This is a genomic window from Streptomyces sp. NPDC031210 (assembly GCF_055570395.1).
Genome location: NZ_JBVIHH010000001.1, coordinates 68,888 through 84,751, shown reverse-complemented (window position 1 = coordinate 84,751; position 15,864 = coordinate 68,888). Strand labels below are relative to the sequence as shown.

At 71.1% G+C, this 15,864-nt stretch carries 19 protein-coding genes and 1 pseudogene; 5 read left to right on the top strand and 15 right to left on the bottom strand.

Annotated features, from left to right (window positions below; all coding sequences use genetic code 11):
• Nucleotides 1-38: 38 nt before the first annotated feature.
• From ACZ45Z_RS00430 to ACZ45Z_RS00420, 3 genes are all read right to left on the bottom strand, one after another.
• A complete protein-coding gene (locus tag ACZ45Z_RS00430; RefSeq protein WP_468353895.1) occupies nucleotides 39-1,460 on the bottom strand; it encodes a phytoene desaturase family protein in 1,422 nt (473 codons plus the stop codon).
• 39 nt (nucleotides 1,461-1,499) lie between these two features.
• Nucleotides 1,500-2,417, bottom strand: a complete 918-nt coding sequence (locus ACZ45Z_RS00425) for an inositol monophosphatase family protein (RefSeq protein ID WP_468353893.1) — start codon at nucleotides 2,415-2,417, stop codon at nucleotides 1,500-1,502.
• A 148-nt stretch (nucleotides 2,418-2,565) separates the two neighbouring features.
• Nucleotides 2,566-4,404, bottom strand: a complete 1,839-nt coding sequence (locus tag ACZ45Z_RS00420; protein WP_468353891.1) for a gamma-glutamyltransferase family protein — start codon at nucleotides 4,402-4,404, stop codon at nucleotides 2,566-2,568.
• A gap of 219 nt (nucleotides 4,405-4,623) precedes the next feature.
• On the opposite strand from ACZ45Z_RS00420, the gene ACZ45Z_RS00415 reads away from it, so the two are divergent.
• Nucleotides 4,624-5,394 (top strand): SIR2 family NAD-dependent protein deacylase, encoded by a 771-nt coding sequence (locus ACZ45Z_RS00415; RefSeq protein WP_468353889.1) that lies wholly within the window; start codon nucleotides 4,624-4,626, stop codon nucleotides 5,392-5,394.
• 52 nt (nucleotides 5,395-5,446) lie between these two features.
• Here the strand turns inward: ACZ45Z_RS00415 and ACZ45Z_RS00410 are convergent.
• A pseudogene (locus ACZ45Z_RS00410) lies at nucleotides 5,447-6,211 on the bottom strand (cytosine permease); the annotation flags it as partial.
• A 109-nt stretch (nucleotides 6,212-6,320) separates the two neighbouring features.
• Here ACZ45Z_RS00410 and ACZ45Z_RS00405 point away from each other — a divergent pair.
• Both ACZ45Z_RS00405 and ACZ45Z_RS00400 read left to right on the top strand, forming a co-directional pair.
• Nucleotides 6,321-7,253: a hypothetical protein gene (locus tag ACZ45Z_RS00405; protein ID WP_468353887.1), complete on the top strand. Its 933-nt coding sequence runs from the start codon at nucleotides 6,321-6,323 to the stop codon at nucleotides 7,251-7,253.
• Nucleotides 7,254-7,286: 33 nt separating this feature from the next.
• Nucleotides 7,287-8,063, top strand: a complete 777-nt coding sequence (locus ACZ45Z_RS00400; RefSeq protein ID WP_468353885.1) for a DUF2637 domain-containing protein — start codon at nucleotides 7,287-7,289, stop codon at nucleotides 8,061-8,063.
• A gap of 162 nt (nucleotides 8,064-8,225) precedes the next feature.
• On the opposite strand, the gene ACZ45Z_RS00395 is transcribed toward ACZ45Z_RS00400, so the two are convergent.
• From ACZ45Z_RS00395 to ACZ45Z_RS00380, 4 genes are all read right to left on the bottom strand, one after another.
• Nucleotides 8,226-9,398 (bottom strand): methyltransferase domain-containing protein, encoded by a 1,173-nt coding sequence (locus ACZ45Z_RS00395; RefSeq protein WP_468353883.1) that lies wholly within the window; start codon nucleotides 9,396-9,398, stop codon nucleotides 8,226-8,228.
• Nucleotides 9,399-9,401: 3 nt separating this feature from the next.
• The gene (locus tag ACZ45Z_RS00390) at nucleotides 9,402-9,524 is read right to left on the bottom strand and encodes a hypothetical protein (RefSeq protein ID WP_468353881.1); all 123 of its coding nucleotides are present in this window, start codon (nucleotides 9,522-9,524) and stop codon (nucleotides 9,402-9,404) included.
• Nucleotides 9,525-9,856: 332 nt separating this feature from the next.
• A complete protein-coding gene (locus tag ACZ45Z_RS00385; RefSeq protein WP_468353879.1) occupies nucleotides 9,857-10,015 on the bottom strand; it encodes a hypothetical protein in 159 nt (52 codons plus the stop codon).
• A gap of 163 nt (nucleotides 10,016-10,178) precedes the next feature.
• The gene (locus ACZ45Z_RS00380) at nucleotides 10,179-10,436 is read right to left on the bottom strand and encodes a hypothetical protein (protein ID WP_468353877.1); all 258 of its coding nucleotides are present in this window, start codon (nucleotides 10,434-10,436) and stop codon (nucleotides 10,179-10,181) included.
• 746 nt (nucleotides 10,437-11,182) lie between these two features.
• Between ACZ45Z_RS00380 and ACZ45Z_RS00375 the strand changes: the two genes are divergently transcribed.
• On the top strand, nucleotides 11,183-11,863 hold the full coding sequence (locus ACZ45Z_RS00375) for a DUF5753 domain-containing protein (RefSeq protein ID WP_468353875.1): 681 nt from the start codon (nucleotides 11,183-11,185) through the stop codon (nucleotides 11,861-11,863).
• The gene (locus tag ACZ45Z_RS00370) at nucleotides 11,860-12,069 is read left to right on the top strand and encodes a DUF397 domain-containing protein (RefSeq protein ID WP_468353873.1); all 210 of its coding nucleotides are present in this window, start codon (nucleotides 11,860-11,862) and stop codon (nucleotides 12,067-12,069) included. The genes ACZ45Z_RS00375 and ACZ45Z_RS00370 overlap by 4 nt, the downstream gene beginning before the upstream one ends.
• A gap of 65 nt (nucleotides 12,070-12,134) precedes the next feature.
• Here the strand turns inward: ACZ45Z_RS00370 and ACZ45Z_RS00365 are convergent, their stop codons facing one another.
• From ACZ45Z_RS00365 to ACZ45Z_RS00335, 7 genes are all read right to left on the bottom strand, one after another.
• The gene (locus ACZ45Z_RS00365; protein WP_468353871.1) at nucleotides 12,135-12,734 is read right to left on the bottom strand and encodes a hypothetical protein; all 600 of its coding nucleotides are present in this window, start codon (nucleotides 12,732-12,734) and stop codon (nucleotides 12,135-12,137) included.
• Between the two features lie 136 nt (nucleotides 12,735-12,870).
• Complete coding sequence (locus tag ACZ45Z_RS00360; RefSeq protein WP_468353869.1) at nucleotides 12,871-13,269, bottom strand: hypothetical protein; 399 nt, start codon at nucleotides 13,267-13,269, stop codon at nucleotides 12,871-12,873.
• Nucleotides 13,270-13,271: 2 nt separating this feature from the next.
• Complete coding sequence (locus ACZ45Z_RS00355) at nucleotides 13,272-13,523, bottom strand: hypothetical protein (protein WP_468353867.1); 252 nt, start codon at nucleotides 13,521-13,523, stop codon at nucleotides 13,272-13,274.
• A 26-nt stretch (nucleotides 13,524-13,549) separates the two neighbouring features.
• On the bottom strand, nucleotides 13,550-13,729 hold the full coding sequence (locus tag ACZ45Z_RS00350) for a hypothetical protein (RefSeq protein ID WP_468353865.1): 180 nt from the start codon (nucleotides 13,727-13,729) through the stop codon (nucleotides 13,550-13,552).
• Nucleotides 13,730-13,761: 32 nt separating this feature from the next.
• A complete protein-coding gene (locus tag ACZ45Z_RS00345) occupies nucleotides 13,762-14,037 on the bottom strand; it encodes an HNH endonuclease (RefSeq protein WP_468355483.1) in 276 nt (91 codons plus the stop codon).
• Nucleotides 14,038-14,060: 23 nt separating this feature from the next.
• On the bottom strand, nucleotides 14,061-14,198 hold the full coding sequence (locus ACZ45Z_RS00340) for a hypothetical protein (RefSeq protein ID WP_468353863.1): 138 nt from the start codon (nucleotides 14,196-14,198) through the stop codon (nucleotides 14,061-14,063).
• A gap of 68 nt (nucleotides 14,199-14,266) precedes the next feature.
• A complete protein-coding gene (locus ACZ45Z_RS00335; protein ID WP_468353861.1) occupies nucleotides 14,267-15,682 on the bottom strand; it encodes a sigma-70 family RNA polymerase sigma factor in 1,416 nt (471 codons plus the stop codon).
• Between the last annotated feature and the right edge of the window lie 182 nt (nucleotides 15,683-15,864).

Below are 15,864 nucleotides of genomic sequence, written 5' to 3'. Positions count from 1 at the left end.
GCAGACGTGGCTGGGTGGCGTTCAGGGCCAGGGGGCGGCTACCGGCGTGGAGCGCGCAGGCGGCGCCAGACGGACTTGGCGGCGTAGTGGCCGGACATGCCGTGGACGCCGGGGCCGGGCGGGGTGGCCTGGGAGCAGAGGAAGACGGCCGGGTGGGCGGTCTCGTAGGGGACACGGGTGAGTTTGGGGCGGATGAGGAGGCGGAGTCCGGCGGCGGAACCGGTGGCGGTGTCGCCGCCGACGTAATTGGCGTTGCGGGCGGCGAGTTGGGGCGGGCCGGCGACCGCGCGGGCCAGGACCAGGTCGCGGAAGCCCGGCGCGAAGCGCTCGATCTGCCGCTCGACGACCTCGGTGGCGTCGCCCTCCCAGCCGTTGGGCACATGGCCGTACGCCCAGAAGGTGTGCCTGCCCTCGGGGGCGCGGGTGGGGTCGATGAGGCTGGGCTGAGCGGTGATCAGGAAGGGCACCGACGGATCGCGGCCCTGCGTCGCGGCATCGAGGGCGGCGGCGATTTCGCCGCTGGTGGGGCCGATGTGGACGGTGCCGGCGCGGCGGGCCTCCTTCGCCGTCCAGGGCGCCGGGCCGGACAGGGCGTAGTCGATTTTGAAGACGCTGGGGCCGTACTTCACGTCGCGGTAGGCGTTGCCCAGGCCCGCGATCCGGGCCAGCGCGGTGGGTGAGGTGTCGAAGACGTAGGCGCGGGCCGGCGGGAGGTCGTCGAGCCGCTTGACCTCGAAGTCGGTGTGCACGACGCCGCCGTGGGCGCGCAGCAGGCCGGCGAGCGCGTCGGAGATGGCCTGGGATCCGCCGCGCGGTACCGGCCAGCCGTTGGCGTGCGCGGCGAGCGCGAACATCAGCGCGAGGCCGCTGGTGCCGAACCCGCCGACCGGTGCCATGGAGTGGGCCGCCAGGCCGGCCAGCAGCGCGCGGGCCTTCTCGTCCCTGAAGCGGCGGTTGAGGACTGTGACCGGCTGCATGGCGACCAGGCCGAAACGGGCGTAGGTCAGCGGGTCGCCGGGCAGTCCGAGCCACTGGGTCCGCAGGAAGTCGCGGGCCATGGCGTCCCACTTGCCGATGAACGGCGCGACGAGCCGGCGGTAGGTCCCGGCGTCGCGCGGGCCGAACGACATCGCGGTCTCGCCGACGGAGTGGGCCAGCACGGCTGCCGTGCCGTCCGGGAAGGGGTGGGCCATGGCGAGGTCGTGGTGCAGCCACTCCAGGCCGTGGCGCTCGAGGGGCATGGTGGCGAAGGCGGGTGATCCCGCGCCGAAGGGGTGGACCGCCGAGCACGGGTCGTGGCGGAAGCCGGGGAGGGTCAACTCCTCGGTGCGGGCGCCGCCGCCGATGGTGTCGCGGGCCTCGAAGACCTCGACGGACATGCCGCGGCGGGCCAGTTCGACGGCCGCCGTCAGGCCGTTGGGTCCCGCCCCGATCACCACGGCATCGAGCATCCTCGGCACTTCGCCACTCCCCTCACGTCCGGCCCTCGTCATCGAGGGTCAGTTGGCGGCCGCCAGCAATCCGAGGATACGCCGCACCGTTTCGGCGTCCCGCGCTGCGGTGAAGGGCAGCGCGTTGCCCCCTTCGATGCGGAACGGCTGCCCGGCGACCGTGCCGCTCGCGCCGCCCGCCTCGTGGACGAGGAGCAGCCCGGCGGCGTGGTCCCAGGCGTTCTCCCAGCTAAAGGCGGTGGCGTCGATCTCGCCGCGGGCTATGTGGAGGTATTCCAGGCCCGCCGAGCCGCACGGGCGGGGGGCTATCCCGCCGGTGTCCAGGGCCGCGAGCACCCGCTTTTGGTCGTCGTCGGTGAAGTCGTGGTGGGAGATGGCGACATCCAGGACCGCGCCGGGGGCCGGGCTGCCGGCGCGCAGCGGGGTGCCGTTGAGCCAGGCGCCCGCGCCGCGGCGGGCGACGGCCATCAGCCCCAGCGCGGGGGCGTACGTCCAGGAGGCCAGGACCTCGCCGCGCTGGGCGAGGGCGACGAGGGTCGCGAAGCCGGGGTCGCCGTGGACGAACTGGCGGGTGCCGTCGACCGGGTCGACGATCCAGACCGGGGCGTCGCCGCGCAGGGCCTCCAGCACGGCGGGATCGGCGTGCACGGCTTCCTCGCCGACGACCAGGGAGCCGGGCAGCAGGTCGGTGAGGGCGGCGGTCAGGTGCTCCTCGGCGAGCCGGTCGGCGACCGTGACGAGGTCGTGCGGGCCGTTCTTCTCGACGATGTCCTCGGCGGCGAGCTGCCGGAAGCGGGGCATGATCTCGTCGGCCGCGGCCCGGCGGACGGCGGCCTCGACGGCGGCCGAATCCAGCGTGGAGAGGTCGAACGGGGCGTGCGGGGAGCCGTCGGGCAGGGCGGTGGCGGCCGTGTCGGTGGTGTTCGCGGTGTCTCCCGGAGGTTGCGTACGAAATGCTTCGATCATGTGTCCATCGAACCACGCCCCACTGACATCCGGTCTGGACGTGAGGTGAACGCGGGATGCCGCCCAGGTCACGGGCGCGGAGGCCACCGGCCGGGACGCCCGTGACGACCGCTACGGCCCCCGCACGCCCCGGCCTCCCCCACCCGGTTCAGCGCCCGACGGCGTACCCCTGCATGCCCCGCGGATTCGCCCCGGCCGACAGCACCCCCGTCTCGGGGTCGCGGGCCACCGCGCACAGCCGCCCCTCCGACCAGGCGTCACCGACCGTGACGCGGTGCCCGCGGCGGCGCAGCCCGGCGAGCGTCGCGGCGTCGATCCGGGACTCGACCGTGACGCTCCCCGGCCGCATGACGCGCGGGAAGAAGGAGCCGGGGAAGGAGTCGTGGTGCCAGTTCGGGACGTCGATGGCGCCCTGGAGGTCGAGGCCGCCGCGGACTCGCGCACGCAGTGCCACGGCGAGGAAGAAGTGGAACTGCCACTGGTCCTGCTGGTCTCCCCCGGGAGTGCCGAAGGCCATCACCGGCACACCGTCGCGCAGGGCGAGGGAGGGCGAGAGGGTGGTGCGGGGGCGGCACCCGGGGGTGAGCGTGTTCGGCAGTCCCTCCTCCAGCCAGGCCATTTGCAGCCGGGTGCCGAGCGGGAAGCCGAGGGCCGGGACGACGGGGTTGGACTGGAGCCAGCCGCCGGAGGGGGTGGCGGAGACGAGGTTGCCCCAGCGGTCGGCGATGTCGAGGTGGCAGGTGTCGCCCCGGGTGGTGCCGTCGCGGTCGATCTCGGGCGCGCTCTCCTGGCGGACGCCGCGGGCCGTCGTCGGCTCCCCGGCGCCGCGGCCGGCCACGCCCCGTGCGTCGGCGGCGCGCTCGCCCGCCGCGACCGCCCGCGCGTGCGCGCTCAGCCGCGGGGTACGGCCGTCCGGGCTGCCGGGCCGCAGCGCGGACGAGGCGCGGTCGCCGATCAGCGTCCGGCGGGCGGCGTTGTACTCCGCGCCGAGCAGCGTGCCGAGCGGCACGTCCTGCGCGTCGCCGTACCAGGCTTCGCGGTCGGCCAGCGCGAGCTTGCTGCCCTCGATGAGCAGATGGACGTATTCGGGGCTGCCGTAGGCGGGCAACTCCTCGGGCAGCAAAGCGAGTTGCTGGAGGAAGACCGGGCCCTGGGACCAGCCGGCGGCCTTCGCCACGGTCCAGCCGTTCCAGTCGTGGGTGGCCGGGGGCTCGTAGGTGGCGGAGAAGGCGGCCAGGTCGTCACCGGTGAGGGTGCCCGCGTGGCGTTCGCCGGAGGTGTCCATGGCCGGTCGGGCGGCGAAGGCGGCGAGCGCCTCGCCGATGAAGCCCTCGCGCCAGGCCCGGCGGGCGGCGTCGATCTGCGCCTCGCGGCCGGTCCCGGCGGCCTTCGCCTGCGCGATCAGCCGGCGCCAGGTGGCCGCCAGCGGCCGGTTCCTGAGCAGCCCGCCGGGGGCGACGGGCCGGCCGCCGGGGAGGTAGATCTCGGCGGAGGAGGTCCATTCGCTCACGAAGAGCTCCCGCACCGTCGCCACGGTCTCGCCGATCCGCTCGACGGCGGGGTGGCCGTGCTCGGCGTAGCCGATGGCGTACCGCAGCACGTCGGCGAGGGATTTGGTGCCGTGGTCGCGCAGCAGCAGCATCCAGGCGTCGAAGGCGCCGGGGACGGCCGCGGCGAGCGGTCCGGTGCCGGGGACGAGGTCCAGGCCGAGGGCGGTGTAGTGGGCCACGCTCGCCCCGGCCGGGGCGGGGCCCTGGCCGCACAGCACCCGCACCGGGCCGTCGGCGGGCGCGAGGATGACGGGCACCTCGCCGGCCGGTCCGTTCAGATGCGGCTCGACGACATGCAGCACGAACCCGGCGGCGACGGCCGCGTCGAAGGCGTTGCCGCCGTCCTCCAGGACGGCCATCGCGGACTGGGAGGCCAGCCAGTGCGTGGTGGCGACCATCCCGAAGGTGCCTTGCAGGGTGGGGCGGGTGGTGAACACGGGGCTCCTGGGTCTGAGGGACGGCGGGGCGGGCGGTGCTGCCGGGCAGGGGCCTACCCCGCCGATCTTTGAGCACTTCCCCCTGAGCACCTTCCTGTGCGGACCTTCCCGCAAGCACCTTCCCGTGATCCCCCCGCGCCCCACCTTCACGCCCCTCCCGCTTCACGCCCCTCCCGTAAATCCCTCGCCCACCACCGCCCCCGTACGTACGCTCGCGCCATGACCGGCACCTCTCCGACTCCCGACCAGCCGTCCCCGGACGGGCCGTCCCGCCGCCCCCTCGTCGCGCTGCTGAGCGGCGCCGGGATCTCCACCGACTCGGGAATCCCGGACTACCGAGGCCCCCAGGGTCTGTGGCGGCGCGACCCGGAGGCCGAGAAGCTCGTCACGTACGACACGTACATGGCCGACCCGGAGATCCGCCGCCGCTCGTGGCGGATGCGGCGGGAGAGTCCGGTCTTCCGTGCTCGGCCCAACGCCGCGCACGAGGCGGTGGCGCGGCTCGCGCGGTCGGGGACGCCGGTGCGCGTCCTCACCCAGAACGTGGACGGGCTGCACCAGCTCGCCGGGATGCCCGAGCGCAAGGTCCTGGAACTGCACGGCACGGCGCGCGCGGTCACCTGCACCCGCTGCCACGCCCGGTCCTCGATGGAGGAGGCGCTGGCGCGGGTGGCCGAGGGCGATCCGGACCCCGCGTGCCTGGTGTGCGGCGGCATCCTGAAGTCGGCGACGGTGATGTTCGGGGAACGCCTCGATCCGCAGGTGCTCGGCGCGGCGCTGGGCGTGGCGAAGGCGGCGGAGATCTTCCTCGCGGTCGGCACCTCTCTTCAGGTGCACCCGGCCGCCGCGCTCGCCGGGGTGGCCGCCGACCACGGCGCCCGGCTGATCATCGTGAACGCCGAGCCGACACCGTACGACCGGATCGCCGACGAGGTGGTCCGCGAGCCGATCGGCACCGCACTGCCCCGGCTGCTGGCCGGACTCGGCTGAGCCGGGCCGGCCGCGGTGCGTCCCCACGCGGCGGCCGGGCGCCGGGTCGGCGTCAGATCTCGCGCGGGCGCCGGGTCGGCAGCATCAGCAGCGTGTAGAGGAGCAGCGCTACGGCCAGGCCCACCGCCCAGCCGTAGTCGGCGAACGGTTTGAGGGCGGGGATCAGCCCGTCGGCGGGGAACGGGCCCTTGCCCGGGCGGGAGTAGGAGCCGCCGACGGCGAGCACTCCGCCGATGGCGAAGGCGGCGACGGCGCGCCAGTTCCAGCCGCCCCGGTACCAGTAGGGGCCGCCGGGCCGGTAGAGGCCGGGGAGGTCGAGCCGGGTGCGGCGGACGATCCAGTAGTCGGCGATGAGGATGCCGGCGACGGTGCCGAGAAGTCCGCCGACCACACCGAGCCACAGGAAGATATACAGCTCCGGGGTGGCGGTCAGCTTCCAGGGGAGGATGACGACGCCCACGACACCGGTGATCAGCGCGCCCCGTCGGAAGGTGACGTGTTTCGGGGCGAGATGGGCGAGGTCGTAGGCGGGCGAGACGACGTTCGCGGCGATGTTCACCGAGATCGTCGCGATCAGGACGGTGACCAGCGCGAAGAGCAGCCCGAAGACGTTGTCGGTCTTGCCGGCCAGGGCGACCGGGTCCCAGATCGGGGCGCCGTAGACGGCCTGCGAGCCGGAGGTGACGAAGACGGACAGCAGCGCGAAGGCGGTCATGGTGGTGGGCAGTCCGAGGCTCTGGCCCCAGATCTGGGCGCGCTGTCCGGCGCCGAAGCGGGTGAAGTCGGGGATGTTGAGGGAGAGCGTCGCCCAGGATACCCGGACACCACCCCAATAGGGCCGGAACCAGGGCTGACCAGCAAAAAGAACGGCCCCAGGGACGCGCCAACGTCCCCAGGGCCTGGGCACCAGGAGCTGAAGCCTCCCAATGCAGATCAACCGTACCGCGCACGCCGCGAACTTCACCGTGATGTCTAACGGCGTCCTCCGGGACCGTCGTCTCTCCTTCACCGCCCGGGGCATCCTGGGCCATCTGCTGTCCCTCCCGAACGGTGCCCGCGAAGACGTGCGCACCCTGGCCGACCGAAACCCGGGTGTGGGCCGTCGTGGAGTCGCCAACGCCGTCCAGGAGTTGGTGGATGCCGGGTACTACGTCCGGCGGAACGTCCGCGACCCGGAGACGGGCCGGGTCCGTACGGAGACGTTCGTCTTTGACACTCCCCAGACCGACGCTTCACCGCTTCCCGCATCCCCGGGAACCGGTACTCCCGCCGTCGGCAACGCGGGAACGCTCCCTTCGGGAGTTAAGGATCTTGTCTCTAAGACTCCTGCAAATCCCTCCCCCTCCCCCGCCGTTGAAGCGGCACCGGCGCCGGTCGCTCCGGTCGTCCGGGAGGGAGATCTGAAGGACAGTCACGGCCCCCACAGAACGGAAGCGGCCCGCATCCTGGCCCGCCTTGTGTCCGTCGATGGCCGCCTGAAGCTGTCGGACCGCGCGGTCCAGGAGCTGGTCCCGCTGGCCGCCCAATGGCTGGAGAACGGCGCCACGGTCACGGACCTTACGGACGCCGTGGTCCAGGGGCTCCCGGTCAAGGTGTACTCCGCCTCCAAGTTGGTGGCCGACCGCCTGACCCGGAAGCTCCCGGCGCCCCGTCGCGCCTGGTCGGAGTTCGCCGATTGCGGCACATGCCGTAATCCGCTCCCGGCCGGTCAGTCCTCCGGCATCTGCGCCACGTGCGCCGGGGTCGTCCCCCACCCGGATCTGGTGGCCCTGGGCACCGACTCCGCGCCGGACCCGACCGTCCAGGCGCACGCCGCCGGCATCCGCGCCGCGCTTCGTGCCCGTCGCGTCGCTGCCTGATCTTCCCCACCACACACTTTTGAGGAGACACCCATGTCCGCTTCCGTCGCCCTGCCCAGCTTCCGCGCGGAGAAGATCGCCCTGTATGCGGGCGCCGTGGTCATCATCGCGCTTACGTCGGCCGCGTTTTGGCTGTCGTACGCGCACCTGGCGGCCGTGGCCGGGGAGCACGGGCTGGCCACGTCGGAGGCCCGCCGGTGGGCCTGGCCCGCCACCCTAGACCTGTTCATCGTCGCTGGAGAGATCCTGATGTTCCGGGCCGCCATCCGGAAGGTGACCGACTGGTGGGCCATCGGCCTTACCGTCGTTGGGTCGCTCGGCTCCATCGCGCTGAACGTGGCCGGAGTCGGCACCGGTGCGGCCGTCCTGGACTACGTCGTGGCAGCCGTCCCGCCGTCCGCCGCACTGTTGGCCTTCGGTGCCCTGATGCGCCAGGTTCACGTCCTGGTGGTCAGGGAGGAGCGGGTGACCGGGGCCGCCCCGGAGCCGGTGGCCATCGACGTGGCCAAGGTGGACACTCCCCCGGCCATGCCCGTGGCCACCCCGGTCGTGCCGGTCACGCCACCGGCCACCTTGGACGACGTGGTCAAGGAGGAGACCGGCCAGCCGGACAACGTCGTGGACATGGACAAGCCGCTGAAGCGGTCGTCCGCCTCCCGTGGCCGGACCCTGGCGGACATCCAGGCGGCCGTGGACTACCTGACCGGCACTGGCCAGGACGTGAACGGCACCACGTACGGGGAGTACGTCGGCGTGTCCGCCCGGACCGGCCGTCGTGACCTGGAGCGTCTGGGCATCGTGGCCGCCTGACCGACCGGCGGTCGTCCCACCCTGTCAAGGGCCCATCTCTCTTCGGAGGGGTGGGCCCTTCGTCGTTTCCGCTTCCGGCCGTTGGCCGCCCGGCCACGTCAAGCGGACATGGCAATGGCCCCGCCCATGCGCCACGGGGGTCACGCACGGACGGGGCCGGTCTCACAGGGTCCAGGAGTTGGCCGGATCGTCCAGCCACGCCCTTTCGCCCTTGGCGGTCACGGTCAGACCGAACCGCAATTGGTCCGGGCGGCCATGGCCGTCCCACCACTGGAACGCTGCCTCCGCTTCGTCCCACAACCGACGGGGGCCGGATTGCCAGACGCGCGCCGCCTTCCCGTCGCGGAACATGCAACAGGCCCAGGACCGGTCACTGAGGCTGTAGAACCACACCGGCCGGGCGCCGTCGCTCTCCTCCGCCACGTAGTGCCAGCACTGCGGGACGCGAAGGCCCAGGGCGAACCGCTCCGGGCCGAATTGCCCCCCGACAAACTCCCCTTCCGTGATGGTCGTGGACGACTCGTCACCCTCGGCCACGCTGCCCGTGACGTATTCCTTATGGACCACCGGCGAAAGCCGCTGGGAACGGAGCTTCATGAACTCCACGGGGCCGGTGAACCTGCCGGACGCGCTCTCTCCGTCCGGTGCCACGACCAAGCGCGCTACCGCGTCGCCGTTGCTGTAGTCCGTCCCCCACGGGGCCACGATGATGCCACCGGGCCGGCACTGCTCCACCCACGCGAACGGGATGGACCGGAGGCCACACGTGGCAATGACCCGGTCATACGGCGCCCCGTCCAGGTAGCCCTGGAACCCGTCGCCGTGAACGACGTGGAGGGGGACCCCCAGCCGCTCCACCGTGGCCATGGCGGCCGTGGCCACCGCCCGGTCCACCTCCACCGTGGTCACGCACCCCGGCCCCGCACGATGGGCCATGAGCAACGCATTCCAGGCTGTGGCGGTGCCGATCTCCAGGACCTTGTGGCCGGGCTGGAGGTCCAGATCTTGGAGCATCCGGAAAACGACCGAAGGCATGGACGCGGAGCTGGTGGGGACGTGGCCCGGTTCGGTGCCGGTGTGCTCCCCGTCGTCCCACTGGGTGACGATCGGTACGTCTGAATCCGCGAACTCCTGCCACTTGGCCGGGTCTTCCGCTTTGGAGACGGCCACGCTCCGGCCGGCCTCCATGTCGAACGGCCACATGAGGTCCGGCAACACGGTGGAGCGGGGAACGGCCGCGTACGAGGGGGCCCAGTCGGAGGAGAGGGCCCCCGAAGACATGAGGACGCGCCCCAGCCCGTCAAGGCTGGGACGCTCCTTGTGTGCATTGGCCATCACTCAGGCGGCCTTGGGCGGGTTCGGCTGACCCGGGCCACCGTCGGGAGACGGTGCCGGGTGCGGGCCGGGGTACGGCTCGCCGGGGAGCTTGTCGCCACCGTCATTCCAAAGGGCTGCGTTCACGATTCCTCCTCTTGAGTTTCCAAGGCTGGGGCGTGCATGTGTGCGTCGGTGGTCAGCGGGTCAGGCAACCTTGGGCGGGTTGGGGATACCGGGACCACCATCCGGGATCGGGGGGGCCTGCGGGCCGGGGTCACCCGGGACCTTGTCGCCACCGTCGTTCGAAAGGATCGTGATCACTGTTCCTCCATGTGCTCTCTCGGTGATTGTTTACCCGGCCGACTGCCGCTGTCCGTGGGACAGGCGCCCGGGGCCTTGCCCGCCCCCCTATCGGGATCACTCAACAACGCGGGGGACGCCGGAATGGGCATCCGACAAGGGGGCGGAGTCTGGGGCTAGCCGGCATCCGGCTTGCCGTGGATGCGCTCCCGCATCCGGTCCAACAGGTCGACCTGTTCCGCGCGTTGCTTGCCCGCGTTCCGGTCGTCCTTCGCCACGGCGCTGGTCGGCTTCATATCGCCCCGCGGCTTGCGTGCGCCCAGCGGCCTACTCACTTCGCGCCACCTCCCTTCCGGGCACGCGCACCGGTCTCCACCGGTACTTCGTCGTGTTGCGGATGGCGCCGGAGCAGGACCCGACAGTCCACGGCCCGGGTCTGGTCACCAGCCCTTTCGGCCGCCTCCAACTCCCGTTCCAGGCCCACGCACTTCGTGCAGGTCACGGCATACCCCGCATCCGTGCGCGCTGGAGCTTCGCCAGGGCCTGGAGCTGTCGACCTTCGCGCTCCGTGCCCGGTCGCAGACGGCCGTACGCAACGTCCCAGGTAAGGCCCGTGGGCCGTTCCAGGTCGACCATTAGGCCCCGCACGTCTCGAACCACGGCCACCATGTCGGCGTCCCGGTCGAAGACGACGCTCCCGACCCTGATCTGTCTGGGCGACTGGTAGAACTCCGGTGGTGCCGTCGTCTCGATCATGTCCGTACCTCCCTTCCGTGGGGGTGGCCCGCGATCACGCCGTTCAGGCTCCGGACCTCCAGTGAACGGCCCGCCCGGCGGGCCACCTCCCGCTCCTGGCCGCAGGGTCCGCACACGTCGCACCCCGGAACAGGGACGGGCTCCAGCTTCGGGGCGGCCAACACCGGGCCCGCCAGCCGCTTCTCACTCCGACTCATCACGCATCCGCTCCAGTCCGGCAACGTGCCGCTTCAGGAGTTCACGGTTCGGTCGGGTGTACGGGCCCCGCGGAATGCCGGCGGGAAGCGGAATCCACGGAGCGAACGTCACGGTGTCCGGCCCCGGCTGCCCGGAGTCGCCTTCAGCGCTGGCCACTCCCAGCTCCGCCAGGTCACCGGTGGACGCTGAAGCTGATCGCTCAGTCATCCGAACCCCTCACTGTGTGCGGCTGGTTGGTGACAAGAGTGGGGTAGAAATCGGTACTGTGAGGGGAGATTCCGCGCCCGATCTGGGCGTTGGTCAGGCTGGCATATGCGTATGCCGTTGACCGGCGAAAACGACGCCACGACCGCACGTGACCAGGTCAATGGTCAGGGGGAGATATGGACATTGATGGGGGCGCAACGGGGGGCTCACAGGGCGCAGACGACCCGCGCCGGGAGTTCGCCGAAGAGTGCCGGAGCGCGCGAGAGCTGCACCCGGACGGGCCTCTAAACCAGACCCAGCTAGCGAAGTTGACCCGAACGTCCAAGAGCACAATTTCGCGCGTGGAGACGTGTAAGGGGCCCATCCCCCCGGATCTTCCGCCCCTTCTGGACCAGGTCTTTTGTACGGATGGGAAGTTCAAGCGCCTTTACGAAGATGTCGTTGCGCGGTCGTTCCCGTCGTTGTACCGGCAGCGCATGGCCCTGGAACGTACTGCCGTGGTGATCCGTGAGTGGTCCCCAACCATCGTTCCTGGGTTGTTCCAGACGGCCGACTACGCGCGGTTCTTGTTCAAGGGGGGTGCCCCACTGGCGGGGGACGAGGAAGTGGCGGCGTTCACCGCCAACCGGCTGATCCGCCAGGCCATTCTGGACGGGGAGGCTCCCCCGGACATCCGTGTGGTGCTCTGTGAGTCGGTTCTTCGGCGTCGGTTCTGCCCGCCGGACATCATGCGTCGACAACTCGCGGCCTTGCTGGAAGCCGGAGAACGTCCGACCGTCCGCATCCAGATTCTCCCGCTGGACGCGCCAGCGCATCTGTTCAGCGACTGGCCCGTGACTCTCCTGACCTCACCGAGTCACACGGTCACTGTCTGCGTGGAGAGTTACCGGACCGCCGGTATTGTGGAGGAGCCTGACGACGTGCGGACAGCGCTTCGTACCTACGATGAACTAACGAGCGACGCACTTTCGGCACGGGACAGCGCGCGCCTGATCGTTAAGCAGATGGAGACACTGTCGTGAACATCGGTCCGACCCAGTGGGTCAAGTCGAGCTACAGCAGCGCAGAAGGCGGCAACTGTGTGGAGTGGTCCCCGGCGCATGCATGCGCCCACGGCGCCGTTCCCGTCCGGGACAGTAAGGACCCCAACGGTCCGGCCCTGATGTTCGAGCCGGCAGCGTGGTCCGCCTTCGTTACCGGCGTACAGGCGGGGGACTTCCCCGCATAAGCGCGTACGCCCAAACACAAACGGCCCCCTCCTGGATGCCCAGGAAGGGGCCTACGTGCGCCCGGCTACTCTCTCCGCTCCCCCGCCGGGGCCTCCACGTAGCAAGGGACCGTGGCCACCCGGACCGACTCCCAGCCATAGGCAAGCGGCTTGCCGGCGCTGGCCTCACCGGCCGACCAGCGGGCCGCCACCAGCTCCCCCGTGCTGGGCTTCCGCGCAATCACTACGTGCGTGTAGGGGCGCTTCGACGTACGGGTGTAGGTGCGCCCCTCGTAAGTGGCGGTCAGCTTCACCGCCGACAGCGCCGGGGCCGACTCCTGGACCGGCTCCGCCGCCGGGACTTCAGCGGACGTGACGGCCGTGGCCGCGAACTCATCGGCAGCCGCGCGAAGCTCCTTCTTCGTCCACTCCTGGCTCACCTTCGGGGCCTCCAGGGCGGCCAGCTTGTCCTGGCACCGGTCACACCGGACGGTCAGCGCGAAGTCGTGGGTCTTCTCCAGGGTGAAGTACGCATCGTTGATGATCGCGAACGTGCGCGGCCGGATGTTCTTCCGGCACAGGGCCACGGCCTGGCCGTCCTCGTTGATGCGGAAGGCGTGGAACGTGAAGCCGCTGTGCGTGGAGGCCCAGACCCGACCGTCTTCGTGAACCAGCTTGATGTCCATGGTGTTTCCCCTCCCTGCCCACCGGGCTATCCGGTGGAGGCTCCACCGTAGCAGAAGATGACCCTAGCGTGTTCATCTCCAGGAACAGTGTTCCGCCAACGACGAAGGGGCCCACCCGAAGGCAGGCCCCACACGGTCACTCGCCAGCCAGGTACCTGGCCAGTTCCAGCACGTCAGACGCTGTCGCACGGCAGTGGGCTATGTGCTTCGCCTGGGTGTACCAGGTGGCCCGGTCCTCCACGGTCGCGTACGGAATCGGTTCGTCTTCGTCGTATCCGTCGGCGTCGTCTTCCTCCGCCAGGTCGGCGGTCAGGGCCGCCAGGGCGGACGTGTCGGTCCCCTCCGCCTCGAAGGACGCCAGGGTGATGGCCCGTGCCACCTGCCTGGCAGTCTCCGGCGCCAGGAGGATGTCCACAGGCTCTTCCCCGTCGGGGCCCGCGATGATGACCGTCACGAACTCGTCGCCGTTGTCGTGGACGGAGAGTTCCGCTTCGCCGTCCAGGTCATCCAGGTACACCTGGTGGTCGTGGTTCACGGTCAGCTCCAGACAGGGTTGCGGGACGACGTGGGACGACTGGCGGTCCGGATGCTGTGCCGGCGGTCGTACGCGTCGGCCTGTTCCTCCAGCCACTTCGCCAGCGCGCGGGCGTCGGCGGATGACATGACGCACCGGTCTCCGACGACGGCCAGGCTCACGGAGTCGGCCTCACGGTCGGTCGTCCAGGCGCGGACCCGGCCGGTGGTGCCGGTGATGTCGGCGCGTACTTCACGGGACTGTTTGAACGTCACTGCGCTACTCCTCTTGGGGTGTTGGGTCAGTCGTCGTACGAGTCGAAGAGCGACGCGATACCGGCCGCCGGGGCCTGGTCGTCGTACGTGAAGCCGTTGCCCAGGGGAACGCGAAGGTCCGCCAGGTCGTGGGTCTCACGGATGCCCAGGACGGGACGCTCTCCGGCGTCCAGGCCGTCCAGGCTGGGGAAAATGCGCTTGCTCATGACGGGCTCTCCTCCGTGCCGGGCGGTCCGGCTCACTCGGCTTCTGTGGGGGCCGTGACGGCCCAGACGTTCAGGGGAAGGTCGGCCTTCGCTGCGTTGCATGAGCGGCAGCAACCGACCAGGTTGGACTCCACGTCCCGGCCCCCGCGCGAGACGGGGTGGACGTGGTCAAGCTCTTCAGCGGGCCCGGCGCAGTAGGCACAGCCGGACCAGCGGGCCAGGACGGCGTCCCGGTCGTACGGTGCGGGGCGTGCTGGGCGCGGGGCCCGGGGAAGCGGGGGCTTCGGCCGCCTGGGCCTACTCGCCACCCGCTCCCGCCGGGACTCCTGGGTCACCGGCTGATGAGACCCAGTGCGATGGCCTTCGTCTGGTCCATCAGGACCGTGGACACGGTCTCCCCGGCGCCGTTCCGGGTCACGAACTCGTATGTGTCGGCGGCCAGTCGGCGCGTCTGGACGGTGTACTCCACGGCGCTCTCCTCTTGTTCGGGTGGGCCGGTCTCCCCGGCCCACCCGATGTCTGTGGGGGCTGTGACACTCAGATCCGGTCGGCCTGGGCGCGACGGCCCAGGAAGTCGACGCGCTCCAGCGGGCCCACCGCCCACAGCGGGGCCGTGTAGTCCACGCCCGCCTCCGGGTTCACGGGCTCCACCGCGCGGACGACCAGCTCCACCACTCCGGCGCCCTGGTCCACGCCCTGGACGATGCCGTGGCCCGCCACATACAGGCGGTCCGCCGGGACGTGCTGGGCAGCCGCCCGGCCGAACAGGCGGCCGTACCGGTACGCCTCCGGAGTCTCCGGGACGACACGCTCCACGGCCTGGCCCTCCAGGGCGCCAATCTCCACCGCGCGGGACAGGGCCAGGTACACGCCCACCCGGTCGCCTTCGTCGTTGATGACGTGGAACTCCACGTCCACGCCGCCCTTCCCGTCCATGAACCGGGTGTACGTGCCTTCGTCGTTGGCCGCGATGGCGTCCAGAAGGGCCTGTTCATCGCGGGACACCCGGGCCTGGCCCGCGGACGCCGGGTACTCCATGCCGGCCACCTGGACAGCCAGGGCCGCAAGGGCGCGCTTCCGCATCTGGCGGACGTTGGCCCGCGTGGTGCCCAGGAGTTCGGCTATGTCCTGGTCGGTCACCTGGCCCGGGGTCAGGCTCATGTGGCCCGGCGCCTTCGCGCCAGCGATCTGGCGGGCGCCCTCCGGAAGGGACTCCTCCAAGAGACCGGCAACGAAGACGCCCGGGGCCTGGCCGATGCCGAAGGAGAAGACCAGGACGGCCGCCTGGCGCTCCGGCAGAGTCGCCAGGAGTTCACGGACCAGGCTCCGCTTCTCCGCCCTGAGAGCCTTGGCCTGGGATGCGGAGTCGTCCACGACGGCCTCCGGGTTGCCCAGCCCGACCGTGTCCACCACGGACGCGCCGAACTCGTCCCCGTCTTCGTTCTCGTCCTCCATGGACTGGGTCCCCTGGTGGATGAGTTCGTGGGCCGCCAGGAAGCGCTCCTCCGACCACGCGTGATTCCCAGGCAGGGTCATAAGCCGGTTCTTGATCCGGTCGTACACGGCGCCGTCCCGGACGATGTCTCCGCCCGCGTTGCGCTCCTCCCGGATCTCCTGGTGGACCTTCCCGGCCGCACGGGCGAACTCCGCGTACGAGTCGCCATCAAGGGCGCCGGTAGCACGGGAGGAGAAGGAGGAGTTCCGCACGTCCTGGCGGACGCGGGGGTGGAGATAGGTAGTCAGGGACGCGCGGGAGCCGACCTTGTATCCGTCCAGGTGGACGAACAGGGAGAGCGCGGCTTCCTGCTCCAGCTCCTCCGCCTCCACCGGGTTGCCCGCGAACTCCCCGGCTATGGACCGGAGAAGGGGACGAACCGCTTCGTAAACCAGGCCCTTCGCCGTGGCCTCGCCATCCTGGGCGGCCTGAATCTGGGCAGGGGTGATCGCGGTCAAGGCGTGCTCCTTGGGAGTGGCCCGAGCCAGAGCGGCCGGGCGGCGGGCGGGCAGAAGGCCCGGCATCCGCGTTCTGTGGGGGCCGTGACAGCCCCCAGATTCGGACAAGTGTTCGAATCAATGGGCGGACTGGTGGCCGGGTCGGGGGTCGGAACACTGTTCCGGGGTGATGCGGAGCGAAA

What these genes read in the sequence shown, in the direction of transcription:
- ACZ45Z_RS00400 (WP_468353885.1), top strand. Translation starts at nt 7,287, where the DNA reads ATGTCCGCTTCCGTCGCCCTGCCCAGCTTCCGCGCGGAGAAGATCGCC.
- ACZ45Z_RS00425 (WP_468353893.1), bottom strand. Translation starts at nt 2,417, where the DNA reads ATGATCGAAGCATTTCGTACGCAACCTCCGGGAGACACCGCGAACACC.
- ACZ45Z_RS00415 (WP_468353889.1), top strand. Translation starts at nt 4,624, where the DNA reads ATGACCGGCACCTCTCCGACTCCCGACCAGCCGTCCCCGGACGGGCCG.
- ACZ45Z_RS00350 (WP_468353865.1), bottom strand. Translation starts at nt 13,729, where the DNA reads ATGAGCAAGCGCATTTTCCCCAGCCTGGACGGCCTGGACGCCGGAGAG.
- ACZ45Z_RS00380 (WP_468353877.1), bottom strand. Translation starts at nt 10,436, where the DNA reads ATGATCGAGACGACGGCACCACCGGAGTTCTACCAGTCGCCCAGACAG.
- ACZ45Z_RS00395 (WP_468353883.1), bottom strand. Translation starts at nt 9,398, where the DNA reads ATGGCCAATGCACACAAGGAGCGTCCCAGCCTTGACGGGCTGGGGCGC.
- ACZ45Z_RS00405 (WP_468353887.1), top strand. Translation starts at nt 6,321, where the DNA reads ATGCAGATCAACCGTACCGCGCACGCCGCGAACTTCACCGTGATGTCT.
- ACZ45Z_RS00365 (WP_468353871.1), bottom strand. Translation starts at nt 12,734, where the DNA reads ATGGACATCAAGCTGGTTCACGAAGACGGTCGGGTCTGGGCCTCCACG.